16 protein-coding genes are annotated in these 19,324 nt (G+C 59.9%); 4 read left to right on the forward strand and 12 right to left on the reverse strand.

All coding sequences use genetic code 11. From position 1 onward, the window contains the following. Positions 1–32: 32 nt before the first annotated feature. The 6 genes from ACR0AZ_RS17755 to ACR0AZ_RS17780 all read right to left on the reverse strand — a co-directional run bounded on the left by ACR0AZ_RS17755 (position 33) and on the right by ACR0AZ_RS17780 (position 5,340). Positions 33–779, reverse strand: a complete 747-nt coding sequence (locus tag ACR0AZ_RS17755) for an SDR family oxidoreductase (protein ID WP_480667987.1) — start codon at positions 777–779, stop codon at positions 33–35. A gap of 54 nt (positions 780–833) precedes the next feature. After that, on the reverse strand, positions 834–1,253 hold the full coding sequence (gene arfB / locus ACR0AZ_RS17760) for an alternative ribosome rescue aminoacyl-tRNA hydrolase ArfB (RefSeq protein ID WP_480659966.1): 420 nt from the start codon (positions 1,251–1,253) through the stop codon (positions 834–836). Positions 1,254–1,516: 263 nt separating this feature from the next. Next, on the reverse strand, positions 1,517–2,164 hold the full coding sequence (locus ACR0AZ_RS17765; protein ID WP_480667988.1) for a queuosine precursor transporter: 648 nt from the start codon (positions 2,162–2,164) through the stop codon (positions 1,517–1,519). Between the two features lie 91 nt (positions 2,165–2,255). After that, positions 2,256–3,140, reverse strand: coding sequence for an esterase-like activity of phytase family protein (locus ACR0AZ_RS17770; RefSeq protein WP_480667989.1), 885 nt, complete (start codon positions 3,138–3,140; stop codon positions 2,256–2,258). Beyond that, positions 3,113–3,976: a penicillin-insensitive murein endopeptidase gene (gene mepA, locus ACR0AZ_RS17775; protein WP_480667990.1), complete on the reverse strand. Its 864-nt coding sequence runs from the start codon at positions 3,974–3,976 to the stop codon at positions 3,113–3,115. The genes ACR0AZ_RS17770 and mepA overlap by 28 nt, the downstream gene beginning before the upstream one ends. Beyond that, the gene (locus ACR0AZ_RS17780; protein ID WP_480667991.1) at positions 3,973–5,340 is read right to left on the reverse strand and encodes an MFS transporter; all 1,368 of its coding nucleotides are present in this window, start codon (positions 5,338–5,340) and stop codon (positions 3,973–3,975) included. The genes mepA and ACR0AZ_RS17780 overlap by 4 nt, the downstream gene beginning before the upstream one ends. A 129-nt stretch (positions 5,341–5,469) precedes the next feature. Here ACR0AZ_RS17780 and ACR0AZ_RS17785 point away from each other — a divergent pair, with 129 nt between their 5' ends. The 3 genes from ACR0AZ_RS17785 to yaaA all read left to right on the forward strand — a co-directional run bounded on the left by ACR0AZ_RS17785 (position 5,470) and on the right by yaaA (position 8,679). Continuing rightward, a complete protein-coding gene (locus tag ACR0AZ_RS17785; RefSeq protein ID WP_480471526.1) occupies positions 5,470–5,757 on the forward strand; it encodes a YggT family protein in 288 nt (95 codons plus the stop codon). A gap of 78 nt (positions 5,758–5,835) precedes the next feature. Further along, on the forward strand, positions 5,836–7,875 hold the full coding sequence (recQ, locus tag ACR0AZ_RS17790; protein ID WP_480471525.1) for a DNA helicase RecQ: 2,040 nt from the start codon (positions 5,836–5,838) through the stop codon (positions 7,873–7,875). A 33-nt stretch (positions 7,876–7,908) separates the two neighbouring features. Further along, on the forward strand, positions 7,909–8,679 hold the full coding sequence (gene yaaA / locus ACR0AZ_RS17795; RefSeq protein WP_480667992.1) for a peroxide stress protein YaaA: 771 nt from the start codon (positions 7,909–7,911) through the stop codon (positions 8,677–8,679). A gap of 111 nt (positions 8,680–8,790) precedes the next feature. Here yaaA and ACR0AZ_RS17800 read toward each other — a convergent pair whose 3' ends face one another. From ACR0AZ_RS17800 to ACR0AZ_RS17820, 5 genes are all read right to left on the reverse strand, one after another. Continuing rightward, positions 8,791–11,001 (reverse strand): response regulator, encoded by a 2,211-nt coding sequence (locus ACR0AZ_RS17800; RefSeq protein ID WP_480667993.1) that lies wholly within the window; start codon positions 10,999–11,001, stop codon positions 8,791–8,793. Between the two features lie 64 nt (positions 11,002–11,065). Further along, a complete protein-coding gene (locus tag ACR0AZ_RS17805; RefSeq protein ID WP_480667994.1) occupies positions 11,066–13,108 on the reverse strand; it encodes a hypothetical protein in 2,043 nt (680 codons plus the stop codon). Continuing rightward, entirely contained in the window at positions 13,105–15,867 is a 2,763-nt protein-coding gene (locus ACR0AZ_RS17810) for a DUF4159 domain-containing protein (protein WP_480667995.1), read from the reverse strand. Before ACR0AZ_RS17810 ends, ACR0AZ_RS17805 begins: the two co-directional genes overlap by 4 nt. Beyond that, positions 15,864–16,739 (reverse strand): DUF58 domain-containing protein, encoded by an 876-nt coding sequence (locus ACR0AZ_RS17815; RefSeq protein WP_480471520.1) that lies wholly within the window; start codon positions 16,737–16,739, stop codon positions 15,864–15,866. The genes ACR0AZ_RS17810 and ACR0AZ_RS17815 overlap by 4 nt, the downstream gene beginning before the upstream one ends. Next, entirely contained in the window at positions 16,736–17,743 is a 1,008-nt protein-coding gene (locus ACR0AZ_RS17820) for an AAA family ATPase (RefSeq protein WP_480471519.1), read from the reverse strand. The genes ACR0AZ_RS17815 and ACR0AZ_RS17820 overlap by 4 nt, the downstream gene beginning before the upstream one ends. A gap of 64 nt (positions 17,744–17,807) precedes the next feature. Between ACR0AZ_RS17820 and ACR0AZ_RS17825 the strand changes: the two genes are divergently transcribed. Next, positions 17,808–18,386: a DUF1285 domain-containing protein gene (locus ACR0AZ_RS17825; RefSeq protein WP_480471518.1), complete on the forward strand. Its 579-nt coding sequence runs from the start codon at positions 17,808–17,810 to the stop codon at positions 18,384–18,386. Here the strand turns inward: ACR0AZ_RS17825 and ACR0AZ_RS17830 are convergent. Beyond that, positions 18,368–19,324, reverse strand: a complete 957-nt coding sequence (locus ACR0AZ_RS17830) for a DMT family transporter (RefSeq protein WP_480471517.1) — start codon at positions 19,322–19,324, stop codon at positions 18,368–18,370. The two genes, ACR0AZ_RS17825 and ACR0AZ_RS17830, sit on opposite strands and share 19 nt — an antisense overlap.

Raw genomic sequence — 19,324 nt, forward strand, 5'->3', positions numbered from 1 at the left:
GCGGAGATATTTTTGGCCAGATGAAGAACGGATCAGATACATCGTCCTCCGTCCACTTCGAGGGCCGCTCCGGTGATCATGCTGGCTTCGTCCGAACAGAGAAAGCAGGCGGCGTTGGCCATGTCTTCTGGGGTCGAGAAGCGGCCCAGCGGAATTGTCGACAGGAACTTGGCCCGAATTTCGGGCGTGTCTTCGCCCATGAAGGATTTCAGCAGAGGGGTTTCTCCGGCAACCGGGCAGATGGCGTTGACGCGGACACCGGAGGGAGCCAATTCCACTGCCATGGTTTTGGTTGCGGTGATCATCCAACCTTTGGAGGCGTTGTACCAGTTCAGGTTGGGACGCGGCGATAAGCCAGCCGTTGAAGCCACGTTCAGGATCGCACCGGTGCCCCGCGCTTTCATCTGCGGGACAAAGGCGCGGGCGGTCAGGTAGACCGATTTCATGTTCACATTGAAGATGCGGTCAAAGTCGGCTTCTTCGACCTCTTCAAGCGGAGTGGGCAGATGGGTCACGCCTGCGTTGTTGACCAGAATGTCGAGATGGCCAAAGGCGGAGTCGACCGCATCCGCCATCGCTTGCACCGACTTCGCCTCGGCCACATCCACCTGCTGCGCGATGGCACCCGGCCCGTGCTGTTTTGCCTGAACCTCGGCCGCGTCGCCATTGATATCGGCGATCATGACCCGCGCCCCTTCGGCCAGGAATTTCTGCACGATACCGGCACCAAAGCCGGATGCGCCGCCGGTGACGATTGCGATTTTTCCCTCTAACCTCATGATCTTGCTCTCCCTTGTCGGGTCAGACTAGCAAGGCCGCGCGAAGTTACCAGATTAATCTTCCGAGATCTTGCCCCGCAGCGCCTTCACGTCCGATCGCGCCTTTTTCGCCGCCAGCCGTCGTTTGACCGAGCCATAGGTGGGTTTGGTAGCAATCCGGCGCTTGGGTTTGACCAAAGCGCGGGTGATGAGTTCAGCGAGTCTCGCACGGGCGATTTCGCGGTTGCGGGCCTGCGAGCGGGTCTCTTCGCATTGAATGATGATTGCACCATCTTTGGTCCAGCGCCGACCGGCCAAACGTTTCAACCGGCTCTTGACCGGATCAGGCAACGAAGGAGAACGCGCGGCCTCGAACCGCAGCTCAACGGCGGTCGAGACCTTGTTGACATTCTGCCCGCCGGGACCGGACGAGCGCACAAAGCTCTCGGTCATTTCCCAATCCTGTAAGGCGATATCGTCGGTGATGCGCAACATGGGGCAGACCTTACAAGCCGCAGATGGAAACAAAAAGGGCCGCCCCGGCGGGACGGCCCTTCGAAAGTTCAGGAGGTCGGGTCGGTTAGATCAATCGACCAGCCGGAGCGAGCGCTCCGCCAAGGGCTGCCTTAACAGGCGATCCCCCCGGTTGTTCCGACACCTCTCTCCAATCTCTTTCTCGACACTGGATCACCTCCTTTTCTATCTGTTGCGGTTAACAAGGAGCGTGACACAAGTTGTGCCAATCTCAAAGAACTTTTTTACGCAGGCTGTGCGGCGGTCAGACGGGCGACGATCACCTTGAACGGGATCAGGGCGATCAGGGCCAGCGAGAGTTTTACCAGCCAATCTGCGAAGGCCAGCGTTACCCACAGCGGCGCCATCGGGCCGGACAGCAAGAAGGGCACCGGTTCCCACGCCCAGTTGATCGCAGCGTCAGCGTCTGCGCCGAAGAATGTGACCGAGGCCGAGAAGGCCAGGGTGAAGAAAATTGCGGTGTCCAGCGCTGAACCGACCAGTGTCGAAACCAGCGGAGCACGCCACCAGCGACCACCGCGCAGCGAGTTGAACACGGTGACATCGGTCAGTTGCGCGATCAGGAAGGCAGTACCCGAGGCTACAGCAATCCGCAGCGGTACGGCGGCATAGGTAAACCCGTCGCCCTGCAGCATGATCTGGCTGCCGATCAGCGAGCAGATGATACCGGTGACAAACCCTGCGAACACGACTTTGCGGGCCGGACCTACGCCATAGACGCGGTTCATGATGTCAGTGACCAGAAAGGCCAGCGGATAGGAGAAAGCACCCCAGGTCAACAGACCGTCAAGGATCAGGAACTGGACCAGGATGTTTGAGGCCACGACGATCGAGGCCATGGCAAGGATGCCGGGAATATAAGAGCGTTGCATTTACAGATGCCCGTTTTGACAAGGTAGCGGCGACTTGGCCCCGGGCTCATCCCAAGGCAAGCCGTGCGTTTAGACCTTTGGCATTGCCCTGTCAATCAGGCAGCAGATATTCCACCAACTCGGTGCGCTGCAGCGCCAGAAAGTTGTCGTCCGAGATCATGGTGGCCCGGAGCCGGTGCTGATCGTCACGCCAGACCGACAGGCCTTCGAGGTTGTCATGGGTGCCGGTGCTTGTTTCAAACAGAATTTCTTCGGCGATGGGTTGATCACGATCGATCTGCCAACGCCGCAACCGGGATCGGAATCCGATCAGAGCAACCTTTCGCTCCAGCAAATAAAAACGGCCATCTGGGCCGAAATCGGCTGCGACCGGCAGAAATCCATCGCGTGGCGCTAGCATGAAAGGCGTCGACCACGACAGACCATCCCAGCGATAGACGGGAATTTCGCCGCGTGCCGTTCGGCTTTTTTCAGGCAGGGTGTACAAGCGGTCTTGCTCATCCAGCGCCAATGCCTCGAACGAGCCGTTGATGTCGAGGGTTTGAAACTCTCTGGGGCGCGGCAATACCCGTGCCCGCGCATTCGGTCCGGTATAACGGGCGACGCGATGCACCCCTTCGAACGAGATGTAATGGCTACCATCTGGCGCGAGGGCAATCCCCTCGGAATCTCCGGCACGCCCTTTCATCCTGCTGCCATTGCTGGACAGGACAGGCCATTGGCCGTGGATTTGGATTCCGATGATCCGATCCCCTTCTCGATCGATATTCGCGGTCACCAGTCGGGCGCGATCGCTGACTGCAATCATGTGCCGCCCGTTGTCCGAGATATGGATGGCCGAAAACCCGCCGAACCAACCGGCATCATGACGCCAGGCGAAACTGTCCAAGGGCGTTGCTGTCTTGATATCGACAGCCCAAGCGATCCCGGCCAGCGCCAGCCCAACAATCAGTTGGATTGCAAAACGGATGCGCATTGTTGCGGCAGATCGGCCAGGCGGTATTCACGGCGTTTCTTTGGCGGTGGCGCGTTCGGATCGGGCGGCGGCGGGTTCAGGATATTCTGAACCCATTGCTGTGCCTCGGCGCAACCGTCGCCCTTGGGCGGCGGGTCCTGATTGACACAACCGCGCGACCCCTTCGGGCAGTTCAGGCGCACGTGGAAATGATAGTGATGCCCCCACCACGGACGGATTTTGCGCAGATAGGCCCGATTACCCTTCTCGTCCTTGCACATCTGCACCTTGGCACCGGGGAACACGAAAATCCGCGCGACGCGCTTATCCTTGGCGGCTTCGCGCAACACCGCATGATGTTGCTTGGTCCAATTGCCGTTCACGAAAGCACCATTGGATCGGCGCAGGGAAATCGACGAGATATTCTCGCGGGCCTTGCGGCTAAGACGCATATCATTGCCGGGCAGCATCCAGATATCGATATCCAATCCCAACTGATGAGATCGATGGCCTGAGGTCATCGGCCCACCCCGCGGCTGGCTGATATCCCCGATATAAAGACCATTCCAACCCGGCTGTTTCGCGGCAAAGCGGCTGAGGTCCTGCACATAGTCGATCGCCTGAGGATGCCCCCAATTGCGATTGCGCGACAGGCGCATGGCCTGCCATGTCGGACCCGTTTCAGGTAATTGCACCGACCCGGCGGCACATCCGCGCGAATAACTGCCGAAAGCGGCAGACTTCTGCTGCGACCCCACCTTTTGGGACCCGAACAATTGCTTCGCCAGGGGTTGCGCCCCTGCGGTGCCTGCCAATGTAAAAGCGGCCAAAACGGCCAGAAAACGTAGTAAAATCATCTGCTCTGATCCCCTTCCGGTTTCACCCAGCGCATCAGGACTAGACCCAGAATAAACAACAGAATGATCGGTGACACCCCCAGACGTGCACTACCGGTGACAGTTGTGGCAATTCCGATCAGCAGGGGTGCTGCAAAGGCGGTTGCCCGGCCTGACAAACCGTAGAGTCCAAAGCTTTCGACCGGCGTTTCGGGATCGGTATGACGCACCATCATCGAACGGCTGGCGGATTGCAGAACCCCGCCCATCCCACCGATCAGAATACCGCACCCAAAGAACACCATATCCGGCAGCCCCGAGCCTTCGGGCAAAGCGATGCCATAGATTTGCGTCCGGTCCATCATAACCACGGTGAGGCAGACGAAGATCAACACCCAGATCGCCACCAAAATCACCGGTTTAGGGCCGTATTTCCGATCCATCTTGCCACCAATCCACGCAAAAATGGCCGAGGCCAGAACACTGACAATTCCGAATACACCGATCTTGATCAGGTCCCATTCGAGCACCAACCGCGCATAGACGCCGCCGAAGCTGTAAAGCCCGTTCAGCGCATCGCGGTAGAACATGGAGGAGCCCAGATAGGTCGCCAGACTGACCCGATGACGCAACCCGGCCACGGATTTGCCGAGCAGGCGCAGCGCGTCTCCCAAACTGCCCTGTTTGTTGGCCTCCGGATCGTCACGGACCCACAGAAAGTACGGCACCATGAACAGCATGAACCAGCCCGCAGTGAACGGCCCGACAAACCGCGTACCCTCTTGCGCGGCAGCATCCAACCCGAGGATTGGTGCGATGCCGATCAAGGTCTTGCCATTGGGCTGCTCAACAAACAGCGCCAGCATGATGGCCAGCGACAGCAACCCTCCGAAATAGCCGAAGGCAAAGCCTGAACCCGAGATCTCGCCCACCTCATTGTCGTCACCCAGATCGGGCAGCTGAGAGTTGATGAAGATCAGAGCATATTCCGCACCCACAAAGCCCAGACCAAAGGCCGACAGCATCAACCACATGTTCGAGCCATCGGGCATCGTGTACCACAACGCTGCAGACCCCACCGCGTACATCACCGAAAACCCGAGAATCCACGGGATGCGCCGACCCGAAACATCCGCCATCGCGCCCAGTAACGGCGCGCCGAACGCGATGATCAACCCGGTGATGGTCAGGCAGTTCGCCCAGACCGTTTGTGCCTGCGCCGCGGCTGTATCAGTGTCTAATCCGGTATTTGCGTAGTACTGCGCGGCGACCCCTGCGAAAAAGGGGCCAAAGACAAAGGTCACCAGCAATGTATGGAACGGCTGGCTGGCCCAGTCAAAAAACCACCAGCCCCAGATGCGCTTGCGCTTGGAAATCTCAGCCATCTCTGCCCCATATTATTGTTGCTTTCATAAGACGGGGCTTTCAGCAGATGCGCAAGCGCTGAGTGCGCCGCACTTGCTCTTTGCGGCCGTGACGCTTAGGTCTCAGGGCAATTGACGAACGGAGTGCCCATGCTGTCGCTGATCCAAATCCTTCTGCTGATCCTGGACATTGTCTGGTTCATCATCCTTGCCCATGTGATCATGAGCTGGCTGATCAACTTCCAGGTGCTGAACCTGCACCAGCAACTGGTGGCACAAATTTGGTACGGGCTGAACCGCATATTAGAGCCTATTTATGGACCCATACGCCGCTTTCTGCCCAATATGGGCGGGCTGGACCTGACGCCGTTGGTGGTGCTGATCGCGGTCTATGCGCTACGGATTATCCTGATCAACAATGCGGTCTATTTCTACTGACCTCTTGTTCACCGAATCTTAGTATGTGATGGTCCTGTCTTAAGAGCAGATAAACCATAAAACAGGGCCGCCCCGCACATGTTCGACTCCGCACCCTTGTTGCGAGACGTCTTTGGATTCGACGCCTTCCGCCCCGGGCAGGAAGAGATCGTCGATGCCGTGACCACGGGCGAAAACGTGCTGGCCATCATGCCCACCGGGGGCGGTAAATCCTTATGCTTCCAACTGCCCGCATTGCTGCGCGACGGGGTCACGGTGGTGATCTCTCCGCTGATCGCGCTGATGCGGGATCAGGTCCGTGGGCTGCAGGAGGCCGGGGTTGAGGCAGGCGCTCTGACCTCAGGCAACACGCCCGAGGAAACCGATGCAGTGTGGGAGGCGCTGGAGGCCGGGCGGCTCAAACTGCTCTACATGGCCCCGGAGCGTCTGGCCGCTGGATCGGCCTTGGGAATGCTGCGGCGGATCAATGTCAGCCTGATCGCCGTGGATGAGGCCCATTGTGTCAGTCAGTGGGGCCACGATTTCCGCCCCGATTACTTGCGGATCGGAGAGCTGCGGCGCGCGCTGAATGTGCCGCTGGCCGCGTTTACCGCCACAGCGGATGCCGAGACACAGGACGAGATTGTCGAAAAGCTGTTCGACGGCACGGAACCGCGCAAATTCTTACGCGGGTTCGACCGGCCCAATATCCATCTGGCCTTTGCCGCCAAGGACGGGCCGCGCAAGCAGATCCTCGACTTCGCAGCAGCCCGCAAGGGGCAATCCGGCATCGTCTATTGCGGGACACGCAATAAAACCGAAGTGCTGGCGCAGGCGCTGCGTGCCGAAGGGCACACCGCCTGCCACTATCACGGCGGGATGGAGCCCGACGATCGGCGCATCGTCGAAACTCGCTTTGCGCGCGAAGATGGCCTGATCGTCGTCGCCACCGTGGCCTTTGGCATGGGAATCGACAAACCCGATATCCGCTGGGTCGCCCATGCGGACCTGCCGAAATCCATCGAAGCCTATTATCAGGAAATCGGCCGCGCGGGCCGGGATGGTGGCCCCGCCGAAACCCTGACCCTGTTTGGCCCCGACGATATCCGCCTGCGCCGGTCGCAGATCGACGAAGGGCTCGCGCCGCCTGAACGGCGTATGGCCGATCACGCCCGCCTGAACGCTTTGCTGGGTCTGGCCGAGGCTCTGGTGTGTCGCCGTCAGGCATTACTGGGCTATTTCGGCGAACACACAGAACCCTGCGGCAAATGCGATCTGTGTGACACGCCACCCGAAGTGTTCGACGGTACGACCCCGGTTCGTATGGCCTTGTCTGCAATCCTGCGTACCGAAGAATGGTTTGGCGCGGGCCACCTGATCGACATTCTGCTGGGCAATGAGACTGATAAAATCCGCGCCCGCCGTCACGATGCCTTGTCCACCTGGGGCATCGGAAAAGACTGGTCCCGCCCGCAATGGCAGGCGATCTTCCGGCAGATGATGGGCCACGACCTTGTCCGCCCCGATCCCGAACGGCACGGCGCGTTGCGTATGACGGAAGCGGCGAAACCGATCCTGAAGGGCGAGGTGCAAATCAATCTGCGCAAGGATACGATCCGCAAAGCCACACGCCGCCCCGCGGTCAAGGCCATGGTCGCCGAAGAAGATGCGCCGCTGCTATCCGCCCTAAAAGCCAAACGCCGCGCTTTGGCCGAGGCCGCACGGGTTCCCGCTTATGTCATCTTCCCCGACCGTACACTGATTGAAATGGCCGAGAAACGCCCCATGACGCTGGACGACATGGCTCGGATCGGCGGTGTGGGCGCGAAGAAACTGGAACGCTACGGCGACACCTTTCTTGAGGTGATTGCCGGAGAAGCCGAAGTGTTGCATCCGGCGCGCCGCAAGCTGGCGGGCCGGGATCAGGGTGAGATCTACGATCAGCTTTTGGCCGTGCAGAACGATCTGGCGCGTGGACCGGCAGGCATCGACAAACCTCTGACCTGTTCGGCCTCGCAACTGGCCAAAGTGGCACAGCTGCGCGCGGATGATCCGCGCGGGATGGAGCAGGTATTGGGCGACCGACGTCACGAAAGGTTTGGGGCCGCCTTTCTGGACGTGCTGCGTCAGGCGAGCTAGATACAGCCCATCAGGCAAGGAAAGAGGGCGGATATGCTGGTAGTGATTTCCCCGGCCAAGCGGCTGGACTGGGCTGAGCGCGATATCGAAGTGACGCAACCCGACTTCCAAGACGATGCGATCCGATTGTCCAAGACAGCGCGAAATCTGACTTTGGGTGACCTGAAGAAGCTGATGGATCTGAGCGATGATCTGGCCCGGCTGAACCGCGACCGCTATCGCGCATTTTCGGACGCACCGGAGGCGGACGCCACACGCCCCGCTGCCCTGGCCTTTGCAGGCGACACCTATCAGGGCCTTGAGGCCGCGTCCCTGGACGCCGATGAGATGGCCCGGGCGCAGGATCACCTACGTATCCTGTCAGGTCTATATGGCGTGCTACGCCCACTGGATGCGATCCAGCCCTATCGGCTGGAGATGGGCAGCAGGCTGAAAACCCGGCGCGGCAAGAACCTTTATGAATATTGGCGGGATCAACTAAGTAAGGCACTGAATGCGCAGGGCGCGCAGATTGGCGCGGATGTTCTGGTGAATTGCGCCAGTCAGGAATATTTCGGAGCGGTAGACCTGAAGGCGCTAAAACTGCGAGTGATTACGCCGGTGTTCATGGAGGACAAAGGCGGCACCCCGAAAATCGTGAGTTTCTTTGCAAAGAAAGCACGCGGGGCGATGGCGCGATATGTCATTCAGCATAGGCTGAACGATCCAAAAGGATTGCTGGATTTTGATACGGGCGGATATGAGTATCGCCCCGAGCTGTCGGAAGAAGATAAGCCGGTTTTTGTACGCCCCTATCAGGCCTGATTTTCTGCGGGTGTTGAGGGCGGAGCGAGGGGCCAGCCCCTCGCGCTCCCCGAGATATTTATAGCCAGTTGAAGAGTGGATCGAAGCATACCGCTCTGCCTAAATGCGAGCCTAATTGGCAGGTTCGGAGTCTTTGGACACCGGATGAGCGCCGTCTGGACAGTAATTCACGATCATCTGATGGATCAGCTTTTTGTGCAAAGGTTTGGTCAAATAATGATCCAGCCCTGCAGCCAGAATACTCTGATCGTCCCCGGCCATGGCGTGTGCGGTCAGTGCGACAACGGGAACATGGCGGTCAGTTCCGATTTCACGCCGTCGAATTTCGGTTGTTGCTTCTTTGCCGTCCATCTTGGGCATTGAGATATCCATGAAGATCAGGTCCGGGTTGAATTCGATGGCAGCCTCAACCGCCTCCAACCCGTTGGAGACAAATTTCAGATCGATGTTCAGATCTTTCATCATCTTTTTCAGAATCAACTGATTGGTTCGATTGTCCTCAGCGGCCAGAACACGCATCCGCCTTTGATCCGGAGTACCGGGCTGTGCGTTTGTTCGGACCTCGACGGGCCCACCATGAGCCGCTTCGAAGCCGGGCGCGCCCAGGGCAAGAAGCCGGGAATAAAGCTCGGCGCGGGGGATTGGTTTTTGCAGAACACCCTCGATCAGATGTTGAGCCGGATCGGCATGGATGACGCCCGGGTTGGCAGACATCACAACGATCGGTAAATCCCCCCATCCTTTTTCACGCAGGGTCGTGGCCAATTCTAACCCATCCATGTCCGGCAAATCATGATCGCAGAGGATCAGGTCCATGCTTGCATCCACCAGCGAGAGCGCCTCGGCCCCCGTGGCGCAAACTGATACGCGCGAGCCGAGGCGCCCCAATTGCTTGGTCAGAATGGCGCGATTCACCGCGAGATCTTCGACCACCAAAACATGGCGTAAGCGCCCGTCCAGATCGGGCGGGGCGGGTTGTGGACCTTCGGCCGTTGGCAAGGAAATACGAAATCCGAAGCACGAGCCCTTTCCCACCTCACTTTCAACCCAAACCCCGCCGCCCATGATGGTGATCAGGCGTTTGGTGATGGCAAGTCCAAGGCCGGTGCCTTCGAACTGACGGTTCTGCGCATCCTCAACCTGATTGAATTCACCGAAGATATGAGCAACCTTGTCAGCTTCGATGCCGATACCGGTATCCTCGATCGCCACATGGATATCGCAGCTTTGGCTGTTGGTATCCGGCACGCCGGTGACACGGATAAGCACATGACCCTGCGTGGTGAACTTGACCGCGTTGCCCACCAGATTGGTCAAAATCTGCCGAATCCGCCCCGGATCGCCGACAAACAGCGTCGGCAGAAACAGGTCGTAATCCACCAGCAATGTCAGCCCCTTGTCGCGCACGCTGGGTTGCAACAGCATCGCCACTTCAAGAATGCAGCGTTCCAGATCAAACTGTTCGGGGTGCAGGGTCAGCTTATCAGCTTCGATCTTGGAGTAGTCCAGAACATCGTTGATGATGACCAGCAACGCCTCTCCCGAATTGCGGATCGTGCTGAGATAGAGCCTCTGTTCCTCGTTCAGCGGGGTTTCTGTCAACAGCTCGGTCATGCCCACGATGCCGTTCATTGGCGTGCGAATCTCGTGGCTCATATTGGCCAGAAAGGCGGATTTGGCACGGCTGGCAGCCTCGGCGCGTTCACGGGCCGCGTTCAGCTCGGCCTCGTGCCGGACCGAAGCGGTGATGTTCAACGCAAGACTCAGAACATCGCCGCCGTGACCACGTTGGTCGATCAGCCGGATGTACTGGCCGTTCCACAATTGTATGACCTCGGGTTCGGGATATGGTTGAGCCCAACGTTCCAGCATTCGGGCCTGCCAGTCGGTCATCGACTCGGAGCCGATATCTACGATCCCTTCGTGGGTCAGGATTTCCAGAATTCGCGCGTAGGTGATGCCCGGCGCGACCTCTTCCAGCCCGTCAAAGACACTCAGATAGGCCGCATTTGCCCCGATCAGGGTGTTCTGGCCGTCAAAAAACGCAAACCCATCGGGGATGGTCTGGATCGAGTGCCACAGGCGGCGTTCTGCAACCTCGACCTTGGCATTGGCAACGGTCAGGTCTGATTTGACCTTTTCGTTTTCATCGCGAACCGTCGCCACCTCGGCCTGAGTCTGGTCGATCTGCCGGGTCAGAGCGATGGCATGGCGGCCAAGTTTGCGATTGGCCGCAGACAACTCAGCCTGCTTCTGCTGCAACAACCGTTCGGCGGCAAGGCGCGCGCGCCGTTCCTGCGCCAGTTTTTCTGCAATACTCATGAGGCTTCCCGCACTGCTTCGGGCACAGCATGGCTACAGAGCGTGAAAAAGTGCTTAAACGCCTTTAGCGCCGTCCCTCGCGCAGCCAGCCAGCCAACAGGAAACCTCCTGCCAGTAGCAGCACCAGCCAGGGTGGCAGCAAACCAGCCTGTGTGACGTCTCGGGTCTCGTAGGCGTTTCGCGGGGTCAATCCAATCCAGCCACGCCCCGCCGCGGGACGACCTGCTCGGACATTTCGGATCGACGGCAACCCGTCTTCGACACGGACCGCCCCACCGCGCAGAGCCGCCAGCGTCGGGCTGAGAATCTCATCGGTTGCGATTGTGCGTTCGAACTCTTTCGGGGCGGCTGGACCAAGACCGATCACCGCGGAATGCTCGCCTTCCTGCAGGCGATAGAAGCCGATCTCGGGTCCGAAATACTGCGCCTCGAACCGGCCCGGAGACACTTCGTTCAGCGTGATCTCAAGCGTTTCGCCATTGGGACGTGTGACAGTGACCGGACCAACATCATCTGAGAGGGTCTGACGGATGATGCGCATCGACTGGCCATTGGCTTCGGCCCATAGCGCCTCTTCCTCGAGCTCGGGTTCTCTCATCATCCAATGGGCCAGCCGGCGCAACAACTCCAGCTGTGGACCACCACCTTCGAAACCACGGCTCCAGAGCCAAGCGTGATCCGAGGCAATCAGCGCCACGCGTCCTTCGCCCACGCGATCCAGCACCAGCAAAGCGCGATCATCCACGCCGGACATCAGCACATCGCCAGATCGTTGCCTTACATCCACCTGTCGCAACCATGCGCCCCATTGCTCGGCATCGCCCAATTCCGTGGTCACCGGGTGGCGCTGGCCCAGGTCGGTAACCATGGGCACATAGCGTTCTTCAATGACACGCGCGGTGGGCTGTGCGGGGATCATGGGGCCAAGCGGTGAGCGGAAGATACTGTCAGCCGTTGCGAAATCGGGCCCGGCATTGATCAGCACCGCGCCACCGTCGTTGATATAGTTGGTGACGTTGTCCAGATAGATTGCGGGCAGGATACCACGCCGTTTGTACCGATCGAAGATGATCAGGTCGAAATCATTGATTTTTTCCAGAAACAGCTCACGCGTCGGGAACGCGATCAGTGAAAGCTCATCCACGGGCACGCCATCCTGCTTTTCCGGCGGTCGCAGGATAGTGAAATGGACCAGATCGACCGAGCTGTCGGATTTCAGCAGGTTCCGCCATGTGCGGCCACCCGGATGTGGCTCGCCCGAAACCAGCAGGACACGCAGACGGTCTCGCACCCCGTTCATCTGGATCAGGGCTGTGTTGTTGCGGTCGGTCAGTTCCCCCTCGGCCTCGGGCACGGTGAACTGGATGACGTTTCGCCCGCCATGCGGCAATGTGATCGGCAGTTCGACGTCCAGACCGATGGGAATGGTGAATTGCTCGGGCTCGGCCCCGTCGACCGAAATCTCAAGCGGCGCTGTGGCGACACCAGCAGGGGCCGCCCCAGTATCCTCGACACGCAGCGTCAGAGTGACGGGTTCTCCGATAATGGCGAAGGCAGGGGCATTGCGCACGACGAGACGGCGATCCCAATCCATTTCCCGCCCGGTCTGCAGCAGGTGCATGGGGGCAGGCAAATCCGGGGCCTGATCGGCGTCGTGAACGATACCGTCCGAGACAACGAGCACGCCAGCAATCCGCGCACGAGGCTCTTCAGCCAGTGCCGCGTTCAAGGCAGCCATGACCTGCGTGCCTTCGTCCCCGTCGCCATCGCCAACCTTGATCCGGCGCAGTTCGGTGTTGTCTCGGGATTCTATGTCTGCTGCGAGGGCGTCGGCGGTCTGCATCGTCTGCTCAGCCCGGTCCGAGAGCTTCTGGCTGGCACTTTCATCTTCGATCATCAGCACGATATCGGTCAGCGGAGCGCGATCCTCGACCTGATAGACCGGACCGCTGAGCGCCGCGAGAACGACCAGAGCCGCCAATCCTCGCAATGCCCATCCCGACAAACCACGCCAGAGCGCCAGCACAACACCGGCGAGCGCGATTGCTGCGACGGCGACCAGGATTGGCCACGGTATCAGCGGATCGAAGATGACGGTTCCGGTCATTGTCCCAACCTGTCCAGAAGGGCGGGCACGTGGACCTGATCGGATTTGTAATTCCCGGTCAGCACATGCATCACCAGATTAACGCCAAAACGATTGGCCAGCTCCCGCTGTCGTTCCCCCGCATAGCCCCGACCCACCGGCAGGAGGGATTGGCCGTTGCGATCCACCGCCCAGGCTCCGGCCCAGTCATTGCCGCCAATCACCACGGGCGTCACGTTGTCATTGAGATTGCGGAACGGCATCCCCTCAATCTGCTCGGCATCGGGTGGCGCGGCCTCGACCCAGACCTCGGTCCCGGAATAGCGACCGGGGAAATCCTGCAGCAGATAGAAGGCGCGGGTCAGCACATGATCACGTGGAACAGGCTCTAACGATGGGATATTCAACGGCGCGGCCAGCTGTTGCAGCTTGCGCCCATTAGGGCTGGACGCTCCGAAACCTGCGATGTCGGCATCACGGGTGTCGAACAGGATCATTCCCCCAGACCGCAGATAGGCGTTGAGCTTGGCATAAGCTTCAATCGAGGGTTGCGGCTGATCGGGTGAGATCGGCCAATAGAGCAGCGGGAAGAATGCAAGCTCATCCCGTTCCAGATCGACCCCAATCGGATCGGCAGGTTCCACCGATGTGCGATAGTGCAGTGTCTGCACAAGCCCACGCAGCCCGGCCAATGCGATATCGTCCACCTGAGTGTCCCCGGTCAGCACATGAGCCAAAACCAGTTCCTGCGTTGCATTCAGTGCGAAATCGGTATCGTCTGGCGTTTGTGCCTGTGTATCCGGCGCGATCAGCAATGCACCCAGCGCAACCGCAGTTGCGCGCGTCAGACCCAGCCGCCCGGATAGCGCGAGCGAGGCGATCACATCAATCGTCAGCAATACAAGGGCAAGGCTGAGCAACAGACCTGCCAGCGGTGCCTCGGTAGTGATCTCCTGCCCGCGGATGGGAACGTCAGCGGGCCAGACCACCGGCGTCAGCAAAGCATCCTCGGCCAGTACATTCCGTGCCAGTTTCTGCTTGCCGCTCTCGTAGAGACCCGGGCGCAGGTCTGGTCCGATCTGACCTGAAACCAGCTCAACCCCGTCCACCCCGGGCAGTGTTCCGGCGTCAGTCAAAGTGCCAAAGCCATCCAATATCTGGACCGGCTCCCACACGGTGCCCTGCATTTGAGCCTCTTGCCGCGATTTAGCAGCCGACGCGACAGCCAGCCGGTCCAGCATCTCGACAAACAATCCGGACAGGGGCAGGCTCGACCATTCGGCATCCGCCGTGACATGGAACAGTACCACTTGCCCCAGTCCCAAAGGTTTTCGTGTCACCAAAGGTGTGCCATCTGACAGCGACGCAATCACCCGATCTGCCAGATTAGGATCTGGTTGCGCCATAACTTGTGTGGTCACCGATACGTCCGCCGGAACCTCCAACCCATAGAAGGGCGAGTTTTCAGGGAATGGCGCCAACCCCTTGGCCTCACCCCAGCTCATGGCACCGCCGACCGACCGTCCACCGCTGCGCAGGCGGACCGGCAACAGAATATCTTCTTCATCGCGGCCCAGATCGCTGGCCGCCATCCGGGGGCCTGCAAAGCGCAGCAACAGACCGCCCTGTTCGACCCATTCGATCACACCAGCCTGCTCGGCCTCGGACAGTTTGGCTACGTCCGCCAGCACAATCACATCGGGGTTGGCTGGCAGAACTTCGGCCAAGCCGCCTTCGACAAAATCTGCGGTCGGGATCAGCACCTGGGTCAGATAATGCAGCGGCGATAACAGCTCTAGACCCTCGCGGTTCAGAGTGCCCGCAATCAACGCCACCTCACGCCGCCGCAGGCTGTCATCCGTCAGCGTGACGGCACCGGCAGAGCGCTGACCCTGAAGTTCGAACCGCATAATGCGTGCGCGCAGTTCAGAGGGCAGTGCCAGATCGATTTGAGCCTGATTAGAGCCGTTTTCGAACTCCAGCGGCGTGGATTGCAGTACGCGCATCGCGCCCGCAGGATCGCGCCCTTGTGCCAACACGGTGACACTTTCTGCCGAGCCTGGGTTCGCGCGCAAAACATTGAGCGCTATCGCACCGTCCTGATACGTCGCAGGCAGGATCGCGGTCACGGGTGCGGAGGATTGGTAGACAATCACATCCCCTCGCGCTTGCAGGGCGGACGTCAAACGATCATGGCCAGCATAGGAAAGACGGTCGCTAAACCAATGGGTGTCAAAGCCGCCGTCTACCTGCTCCAGCGCAGTCAAGGTTTGAGCGATCTGAGCCTCCGTCGGTTGCCATGGCATCGGTGTAAGGCCCGGCAGGCGTCCGCGCCAGGTCTCGGCCGCTTGGAATACGGGGGGCTCAGGTTCGGTCAGTCGCAGGATCGAAACGGGGCGGCCGGCACGGCCAGCCTCGGTCAGTTGTACGTCGATCTGGTCCAGCGTCGATGACCAGCGCGTCGCACCTGCCCAGCTGGCATCCAGCACCAGCAGCAACGGCCCAGATCCGGTCTCATCACGCGAAGGGTTCAGCACCGGCCCCGCCAACCCGATGATGATCGCCGCCGCTGCCAACATCCTGAGCAGCAATAGCCACCACGGCGTGCGGTCCGAGACGCTTTCGTCATCCTTCAGACCCAACAGCAAGGTGACCGCCGGGAACAAACGGCGGATAGGCGCAGGCGGGACGGCACGCAGGATCAACCACAGGATCGGCAGGGTCAAAAGCCCCAGCAGCACCCAGGGCGCGGTAAAGCCGATGCCCGCCAGAACCGTCATTGCGCACCCCCATCCAAGGCGCGATAGAGCCATAATAGAGCCGATTGAGCACTGTCACCCGTGTGATGGAGCCCCATCTGCCAACCGGTCGCACGACAAAGCTGCGTCAGCGCGTCCTTACGCTGCGCAAGGCGATCCAGATAACGATCACGCAGGTCTGCGGCTTTCAGCGTTTCATGCCGGGCGGTGCCGCCGACACTTTCAAAGATGGTACGGCCGGCATAGGGGAAGGATTCTTCGCTGGGGTCCAGAACTTGCAGCAACACGCCGCGCACACCCCGGTCGGCGGCTTTGGTCAGCGCAAGCTCGACCTCATCCAGGGGCCCAAGGAAATCCGAGATAAACACCGCACGCGCATGCGGGATCATGGCGCGGTGTTCTGGTGGTGCGTAATCGGTTTGCGTGTCCTCAGACCAGGCCTGCGCCAGCCGAATGATCTGAGCATTCCCCCTGCGTGGGGGCAGCGTCGTGCCAGTGAGGCCAACGCGCTCACCACCGCGCCCCAGCAGGATTGCCGTCGACAGTCCCAGCAGGCGCGCACGATCGGCTTTGGTCGGCAAGCGCTTGTCCGAAGCAAACCGCATCGACGCGCCCTGATCGACCCACAGCATGATCGACTGCGCAATCTGCCATTCCCGCTCACGCACAAACTGCTGATCCCCACGGGCGGAGCGGCGGTGGTCAATCAAGCGACGACTGTCACCGATCTGCGCAGGGCGATATTGCCAGAAATCATCTCCCAGACCCGAGCGTCTACGCCCGTGATCGCCCAATAACACGGTTCCGGCCAAATGCTCGGCGCGCGCCAACAGGGGCGGCAGCCGGGACGCTTCGGCCTCGGAGCGTTCGCGTAGGGTCTGGGCGGCGTTCACGCCGCAGCCTCAGTTCGGACCAGACCAGCGGCGGTGGACTCGATCAGGTCAGAGAGGCTGTCGCCGCGTGCCCGTGCCGCAAAGTTCAGCGCCATACGATGACTGAGAACCGGGCGGGCCATGGTCAGCACGTCCTCGGCATTGGGAGCCAGACGGCCCTGCAGCATTGCATTGGCGCGCACGGTCATCATCAGCGCCTGTGCAGCCCTTGGACCGGGGCCCCAGGCGACGGTTTCCTTCACCCGCTCGGACGCGCCCACCTCATCCGGGCGGAAGGCGCGGACCAGATCGAGGATCAGTTCCACAACCGATTCCCCCACCGGCATCCGACGCAGCAACACCTGTGCGGCCAGTAATTCCTCTTTGGTGAAGATTTGATGCGCCTCTGCTTCCTCGACGCCCGTTGTGGCCAAAAGGATATCCCGCTCAGTCTGACGATCCGGGTATTCCACATCGACCTGCACCAGAAAACGGTCCAGCTGAGCTTCGGGCAACGGATAAGTGCCCTCCTGCTCAATCGGGTTTTGGGTTGCCAACACGTGGAATGGAACGCCCAAATCCCGATCCTCACCCGCAACCGTCACCGTACGTTCCTGCATCGCTTGCAACAGCGCCGATTGGGTTCGTGGGCTGGCGCGGTTGATCTCGTCCGCCATCAGTAGTTCACAGAAAATCGGGCCGGAGATAAATCGGAAATGGCGGCTGCCATCCTCAGCGGTATCCAGAACCTCAGACCCCAGAATATCGGCTGGCATCAGGTCAGGTGTAAACTGGATGCGATTGCCATGCAGGCCCATCACGGTCGAAAGCGTCTCGACCAGTCGTGTTTTCCCCAGTCCCGGCAAACCGATCAACAATGCGTGACCGCCGCACAAGAGTGCAGTCAGCGTAAGGTCCACGACCCTCTCCTGCCCGATAAAGCGACGGGTGATCGAGGATTTGGCCTCTTGCAGCTTGTTTTCCAGCGCTTCGATCTCGACGACGAGGTCGGCAGGTTCGGACATGAGGTTCCCTTCCGTGGACTGTTATGCTTGAAGTGTATCGCGCTGAGAGGAAATGGCAAAAGCTATGAGCGGACAAAAACCCGTGACACCTTCACCGGATGGTCTGGCGGCTTCGGTCAAAGCGGCCAAAACGCGGGGTTTGCCGCCCGTTCACCTGTGGAATCCTCCGTTTTGCGGCGATCTGGACATCAGGATCGCAAAAGATGGCTCATGGAGTTATCTAGGGTCGCCCATCAATCGGTTCGAGCTTGTTAAGCTATTTTCTTCAATTCTTAAGAAAGAAAACGACAGGTTCTACCTGGTGACCCCGGTCGAGAAGGTAGGAATCACCGTCGAAGATGCGCCGTTCATCGCCGTCGACTTCGAGCAAGACGGTGAGGACGAGGCACAATGCCTGACCTTCACGACACAGGTGGGCGACACAGCCATCGCCGGGCCCGACCACCCGATCCGCATTGTCCTCAATACGGAAACGGATGAGCCTTCACCCTATGTATTGGTTCGCGCCAACCTTGAGGCACGCATTGACCGCAAAAGCTTCTACCGTCTGGTAGAGATCGGCACCCATCACCACGGTTGGTTCGGCGTCTGGTCAGCTGGTCAGTTCTTTCCGCTGATCGCGTCTCAGGCGCTGGAAGATTGAATCGGTCTGGGCCTGCGGTCCTGTGCCAGAACCACCGCAAGTGCCACAAGCGCCGCGCCCAGAGCGCGGGTCCAATTCCAGTCCTCGCCCAGCGCCATCATGATCACCATCACGTAGAACGGCGCGATATTGATATGGAACGAGGCAAGTGCCACACCCAGCTTTCCGACCGATGCAATGAAGAAAAACTGGCTCAACCCCAGTGAGAACAGCGCATAAAACACCAACATCCCCAGCTGCGCAGTATCAACGGGACGCGTTGGCATAACCTCCAGCCCTAGAAATCCGGCGACCGATAATAGAACGACGGCGGTCGACAATCCTCCGGCCAGGGTGATGGTGCAGCGGCCCAGTTGACTAAGCTCGGGGAAATCGCGCGCCGTGGCCATGCTGGCCCAGCAGAACAACGCAGTCGAAACCACCGCGCACGCTGCGCCGAGCCCGAGTTGTGCCGGTGCCATGGCGCTGGTGGTAATCAGCCCGCCGATGATCGAAATCGCTATGCCCAGCGCAAAATTCCACCGCAATCGTCGTGTTCCTGCCGCCAGTTCCAACAGCGTAGCGATCAGAGGCGCGCAAGAGGCGATGATGGCGACAGTGACCGGGTCGGTCAGCTTCTGCGCCACGAGAATCAGGAACATCCCCGTTCCGATCCCCAAACCGCCCACAAACAGCGCATGCCCCCATCGGGCACGCAGCACGCGCGCAGGGCCATCCAGCATGAACCAGATTGGCACCATAACCAGCACCGCCAGACTCATCCGCGCCGCGAACAACGCGATAGGTGGCCAGCTTTGCAACAAAACCTCAGCGGCCGGGAAACCTGCCGCCCATGTCAGCATCGATGCCACCGCCAGCGTATTGCCGGTGAGTGCGGTCTGCCGACCGTCAGATACAGCAAGAACAGTCCCGCGCGCGGGTTCAGGGCTCATGGCCAT

Source organism: Ruegeria sp. BE3 (genome assembly GCF_056538865.1).

Excerpts from the sequence above, each read along its gene's own strand:
- ACR0AZ_RS17825 (WP_480471518.1), top strand. The coding sequence starts at position 17,808 with ATGAGCGGACAAAAACCCGTGACACCTTCACCGGATGGTCTGGCGGCT.
- ACR0AZ_RS17800 (WP_480667993.1), bottom strand. The coding sequence starts at position 11,001 with ATGAGTATTGCAGAAAAACTGGCGCAGGAACGGCGCGCGCGCCTTGCC.
- ACR0AZ_RS17830 (WP_480471517.1), bottom strand. The coding sequence starts at position 19,324 with ATGGCCATGAGCCCTGAACCCGCGCGCGGGACTGTTCTTGCTGTATCT.
- ACR0AZ_RS17765 (WP_480667988.1), bottom strand. The coding sequence starts at position 2,164 with ATGCAACGCTCTTATATTCCCGGCATCCTTGCCATGGCCTCGATCGTC.
- ACR0AZ_RS17780 (WP_480667991.1), bottom strand. The coding sequence starts at position 5,340 with ATGGCTGAGATTTCCAAGCGCAAGCGCATCTGGGGCTGGTGGTTTTTT.
- ACR0AZ_RS17755 (WP_480667987.1), bottom strand. The coding sequence starts at position 779 with ATGAGGTTAGAGGGAAAAATCGCAATCGTCACCGGCGGCGCATCCGGC.
- arfB (WP_480659966.1), bottom strand. The coding sequence starts at position 1,253 with ATGTTGCGCATCACCGACGATATCGCCTTACAGGATTGGGAAATGACC.
- ACR0AZ_RS17820 (WP_480471519.1), bottom strand. The coding sequence starts at position 17,743 with ATGTCCGAACCTGCCGACCTCGTCGTCGAGATCGAAGCGCTGGAAAAC.
- mepA (WP_480667990.1), bottom strand. The coding sequence starts at position 3,976 with ATGATTTTACTACGTTTTCTGGCCGTTTTGGCCGCTTTTACATTGGCA.
- ACR0AZ_RS17810 (WP_480667995.1), bottom strand. The coding sequence starts at position 15,867 with ATGACGGTTCTGGCGGGCATCGGCTTTACCGCGCCCTGGGTGCTGCTG.
- recQ (WP_480471525.1), top strand. The coding sequence starts at position 5,836 with ATGTTCGACTCCGCACCCTTGTTGCGAGACGTCTTTGGATTCGACGCC.
- ACR0AZ_RS17770 (WP_480667989.1), bottom strand. The coding sequence starts at position 3,140 with ATGCGCATCCGTTTTGCAATCCAACTGATTGTTGGGCTGGCGCTGGCC.
- ACR0AZ_RS17805 (WP_480667994.1), bottom strand. The coding sequence starts at position 13,108 with ATGACCGGAACCGTCATCTTCGATCCGCTGATACCGTGGCCAATCCTG.
- yaaA (WP_480667992.1), top strand. The coding sequence starts at position 7,909 with ATGCTGGTAGTGATTTCCCCGGCCAAGCGGCTGGACTGGGCTGAGCGC.
- ACR0AZ_RS17785 (WP_480471526.1), top strand. The coding sequence starts at position 5,470 with ATGCTGTCGCTGATCCAAATCCTTCTGCTGATCCTGGACATTGTCTGG.